The organism is Streptomyces hainanensis (assembly GCF_004348415.1).
GTDB classification, from domain to species: domain Bacteria; phylum Actinomycetota; class Actinomycetes; order Streptomycetales; family Streptomycetaceae; genus Streptomyces; species Streptomyces hainanensis.
Map to the genome: position 1 here is coordinate 1 of NZ_SMKI01000563.1, position 4499 is coordinate 4499.

At 75.6% G+C, this 4499-nt stretch carries 4 protein-coding genes and 1 pseudogene; 1 reads left to right on the forward strand and 4 read right to left on the reverse strand.

Features of this window, described 5'->3' with window-relative positions; translation table 11 throughout:
- Nucleotides 1–1584: serine hydrolase domain-containing protein (locus E1283_RS32505; protein ID WP_132821755.1), on the reverse strand; the 1584-nt coding region annotated here is incomplete at its 3' end.
- Between the two features lie 72 nt (nucleotides 1585–1656).
- On the opposite strand from E1283_RS32505, the gene E1283_RS32510 reads away from it, so the two are divergent.
- A complete protein-coding gene (locus E1283_RS32510; protein ID WP_132821756.1) occupies nucleotides 1657–2310 on the forward strand; it encodes a TetR/AcrR family transcriptional regulator in 654 nt (217 codons plus the stop codon).
- Here the strand turns inward: E1283_RS32510 and E1283_RS32515 are convergent.
- The 3 genes and pseudogenes from E1283_RS32515 to E1283_RS32525 all read right to left on the reverse strand — a co-directional run.
- Nucleotides 2307–3521 carry an ABC transporter permease gene (locus E1283_RS32515; RefSeq protein ID WP_207930623.1) on the reverse strand — a complete coding sequence of 405 codons (1215 nt, stop codon included), beginning with the start codon at nucleotides 3519–3521 and terminating at the stop codon, nucleotides 2307–2309. The genes E1283_RS32510 and E1283_RS32515 overlap by 4 nt on opposite strands.
- Nucleotides 3518–4183, reverse strand: a complete 666-nt coding sequence (locus E1283_RS32520; RefSeq protein ID WP_132821758.1) for an ABC transporter ATP-binding protein — start codon at nucleotides 4181–4183, stop codon at nucleotides 3518–3520. The genes E1283_RS32515 and E1283_RS32520 overlap by 4 nt, the downstream gene beginning before the upstream one ends.
- Nucleotides 4184–4197: 14 nt before the next feature.
- Nucleotides 4198–4499: pseudogene (locus E1283_RS32525) on the reverse strand (efflux RND transporter periplasmic adaptor subunit); the annotation flags it as partial.

The window sequence follows — 4499 nt, forward strand, 5'->3', positions numbered from 1 at the left end:
ACCGGAACCTGGCGACGCTGACGGCCGCGCTGCGGGCGCTGTTCCCGGCGTGACCGCGCCCGTGGCCGCGCCCGTGACCGCGGGGCCGGGCCGGGGCGTGCCGCGGAGCCGCCTCAGCCGGACGGCGCCGACGAGCAGCCGGGTGGCGGCCACGGTGAGGCCGGCGAGGGCGACGGCGACGAGCAGCCAGCCGACGTCCGGGGCCCACAGCCGGATGGTGCGGAGGTCCACGCCGAGCCAGCGCGGCACGGCGAGCGCCGCGAGGCCGGCCAGCGCCAGCCCGCCGAGCGCCCAGCCGGCCGTGCCGGCCACCACCCGGGCCCGACCTGGCGGCGCGGCCTTCGGGCGTGCCAGCCGGTAGCCGGACCGGAGGACGACGGCCGCGGCGCCGAGCAGGACGGCGGTGAGGACCGCCAGCGCCGCCGGGTAGGCCGGGTCGCCCGCCACGGCGTCGGGGCGGCCGCCGGCCAGGATCCGGGCGGCGCCGAGGGCGTGTCCGACGAGTTCGGCGTCCTGGAAGTAGCCGTAGGCGTTTTCCAGGACGACGACGCCGCGGTCGAGTTCGGGCAGCAGCACGACGCCCGCGAAGTAGCCGGGGGCGGCGCCGGTGTGCCAGACCGTGCGGGTGCCGAGGTCGGCGTTGCGCTCGTCGACCCGCCAACCGAGGCCGTACCGCAGGGTGTCGGTGATGCGCGCCGTGCCGGTCTGCGCCGCCGCGACGGAGTCGGGGTCGAGCACCTGTTCCCCGCCGAGGCTGCCGCCGTTCAGCTGCGCCATGGCGAAGTGCGCGAGGTCCTCGACCGTGCCGCCGAGGTACCCGTAGCTGGCCCCGGTCTGGTCGTAGCGGGGCGCGACGTCGACCGGCCGGCCGAAGACGTAGCCGTGGCCGGCGGGCAGCGCGGCGGCGCGCGCCTCCTCCGGGGTGGTGAGGGCGCCGGTCATGTCGAGCGGGTCGAGCACCCGCTCGCGCAGGTGGGTGTCGAAGGGTTGGCCGCTGACGGCCTGGACGAGGGCGCCGAGGACCAGGTAGTTGGCGCTGGAGTAGGTGAACCGCTCGCCCGGTGGGAACAGCGGGGTGACGTCGGCGAGTTCGGCGAGCGCCGCGCCGTAGGGGTCGTCCCGGCGCTCGAAGTGGTCGGTGGCTCCGGTCGCTTCGGGTATGCCGCTGGTCTGGTCGAGCAGTTGCCGGACGGTGATGTCCGCGCCGGCGCCGTCGGCCAGGGTGAACTCGGGCAGCCTGGCCCGCACCGGCTCGTCCAGGTCGAGCGCGCCCTCCTCGGCCAGGGCCAGGACCGCCGTCGCCGTCACCGGCTTGGCGACCGAGCCCCACAGGAACGGGGTGGTCGCGGTGACCGGGTCCCCGTCCCCGGTGCGCCCCCGGACGCCGACGTGTTCGATCGCGTCGGGCGTGACGATCGCGTAGGCGACCCCCGGGGTCCGGCTGGCCGCCGTGCGTTCCCGCAGAAAGGCGTCGATCTCCTCCTGTTCCCGTTCCTGAACCTGCTCCCGGTGCGTGGTCGGGGGCGCCGCCCCCAGGGCGAGGCCGGCGGCGAGCGCCGCGGCCACGAGCGTGCGGATTCTCATGTGGTTCCCTGTCGAGCCATAACCATATCGACGTACGGTTTTGAGCAGACCATACACTGATACGGTTATGGCGTGGCACGAACCGCGGACCATGACCTCCGCCGCCGGGAGATGGCCGCCGCCGTGCGGCGGCTCGTCGCCACCGCGGGGCTCGACGCGGCGACGGTGGCCGGCGTGGCGCGGGAGGCGGGCTTCTCCGTGGGCCTCGTGCAGCACTACTTCAAGAGCAAGGACGACCTGCTGCTCTTCGCCTACCGGCAGGTGACCGAGGACGTCCACGACCGGGTGGCCGCCCGCATCGCGGACGGCGTCGCCCGGCAACGCCCCATCTCCGCGGTGCTCTTCGACAGCCTGCTCGAACTGCTGCCCCTCGACGACGCACGCCGGGCCGAGTACCGGGTGTCGCGCGCCTTCTCGGGCCGGGCGCTGGACAACGAGACGCTGGCCGAGGTGGCGAGGGCGGGCGCGGCCGACGTCCGCGACCAGTTGGCGGTCGCCGTGCACAACGGCAAGGAGTGCGGCGAGGTCGAGCCGGACCTCGATCCCGCCCTGGCCGCCACCCGGATCTCGGCCGTCGTGGAGGGGCTGGCCGACCAGCTCTACCGCGACCCCGAACGCCGCGTCGGCACCCGCACGTTGCGGTCGGCCGCCGAGGAGCTGGTCCGGGAGTGCCTGGCCGGCGTCTTCACCGGCGAGTGCCGCCAGTACGCGAACGCGAAACGCTAGGGCGCGGCCAGCGCCTCCGTGGGCGGCAGGCGGGCGGCCCTGAGCGCCGGGTAGAGGCCGGCCAGCCCGCCGATGACCAGGGTCGCGGCCAGGCCGCCCGCCGCGGCCGACGGCGGGACGACGGTCGGCCAGTCCCTGGACAGGGCGTAGCCGCCCGTGACGGCGGCGCCGAGGGTCGTGCCGCCGGCGCCGCCCAGGACCGACAACAGCAGCGACTCGGCCAGGAACTGGGTGCGGATCTGGCCGCGGGTCGCCCCGAGTGCGCGGCGCAGGCCGATCTCGGCGCGGCGCTCCAGGACCGAGATGACCATGGTGTTGGCCACGCCGACCCCGCCGACCAGCAGGGCCACGGCGCCAAGGCCCACCAGCAGGCCGGTGAACGCCTCGTCGGTGGCCCGGCGGGCGGCGAGCGCGTCCGAGGGGCGGGAGACCGCCACCTCGTTGGGCGCCGCCGGATTGGCCGTGGCGCCCAGCACCGATCTCACCTGCTCCACCCGTGCCTCGTCGGCCCGCGCGTACACGGTGGTCGGGTGGCCGTCGAAGCCGAGGCGCGCCCCGGCCACCGGCCAGCCGACGAGAACGGCGGCGTCGAGTTCGGGCGCCAGCGGCACCGGGTCGAGGACGCCGAGGACGGTGAACCGCTCGCCGCCGACAACCACCTGGGTGTCGGGTCCCGGCGCGGTGACGCCCAGCCGCTCGGCGGCCGTCGCGCCGAGCACCGTCGCCGGGTAGTGGCCGGTGGCCTCGTTGAGCCAGGTGCCGCGCACCGTCGCGCCGACCGTGTCGGGCAGGTCCTCGCGGGCGGCGTAGGTGGCGATGCCGCCGGTTTCCGCCTCGGGGATCTCCTCGGACCGGTAGACGCCGGCCCCCGTGACGAGGCCGACGGCGGAGACCGACTCGACGGGCCCGACGCGCTCGATCATCTCCTCGGACTCCTCGGGCAGTTGGGCGTCCTCGCCGAGCAGGGTCCGGCCGGGGGCGACGGTGAGCAGGTTGGTGCCCAACGCGTCCAGCGTCCGGTCGAGTTCGGCCCGCGACGAGGAGGAGATCCCGACCACCGCGATCATCGCGCCGATGCCGATGGCGATGCCGAGCGCCGAGAGGAAAGCCCGCAGCGGTCGGGTGCGCAGGCCGACGGCACCGACCCGCAGCACGTCGGACGGGGGCATTCGGGCCGGGACCAGCCGGTGGGGAGGCTCGGGGGCCCTCATGTCGCCACCTCCGCGACGATCCGCCCGTCCCGCATCCGCACCTGCCGGGGCAGGCTCGCGGCGATCTCCCGGTCGTGCGTGATGACGACGACCGTGGTGCCGGCGGCGTTCAGCTCGCGCAGCAGTTCCATGACGCCGGCGCCGGACGCGGAGTCCAGGGCGCCGGTCGGCTCGTCGGCCAGCAGCAGCGGGGGTGCCCCACAGACCGCGCGGGCGATGGCGACGCGCTGCCGCTCGCCGCCCGACAGTTCGTGCGGCGGGTGGTCGAGGCGGTGCCCGAGGCCGACCCGCTCCAGCGTGGCCGCCGCCAGGCGGCGCCGTTCGCGGCGGCCGAGGCCCCGGTAGAACAGGCCGTCGGCCACGTTGTCCAGGGCCGGCACGCCGGACGCCAGGTGGAACTGCTGGAAGACGAACCCGATCCGGGTGGCCCGCAGCGCGGCGAGCTGGCGCTCGTTCAGCCGCCCGATGTCGTGGCCCTCGATGCGCACCGTCCCCGAGCTCGGCCGGTCCAGGGTGCCCACGATGTGCAGCATCGTCGACTTGCCGGAGCCCGAGGGGCCGACGATCGCCACGAGTTCGCCGTGTTCGACGCTCAACGACACGGCGTCGAGCGCGGTGACGCCGCCCGGGTGGGTCCTGGTCACGTCGGCGAGCGCGATCACGCTTCCGTGTGCCGTCACCGCGGCACCCCCACGGACATGCCCTCCTCGACGCCCTCTCCTGAGATCTCCAGCCGGCCGCCGGCGAACAGCCCGGTCTCCACCGGCACATACCGCGTCCCCGACGCCTCGACCACCTCGACGCCGAAGCCGCCCTCGCGCAGCGCCACCAGCGCCGCGACCGGCACCGTCAGCACGTCGGCACGCTCGTCGGCGGTGAACGTCACGGTCACCGCCGCCTGGTCGAGGTCGGCCACCGCCGCCTCGTCGTCGAGGACCACGTGGACCTCCAGCTCGGTGTTCGACCGCCCGCCCTGCC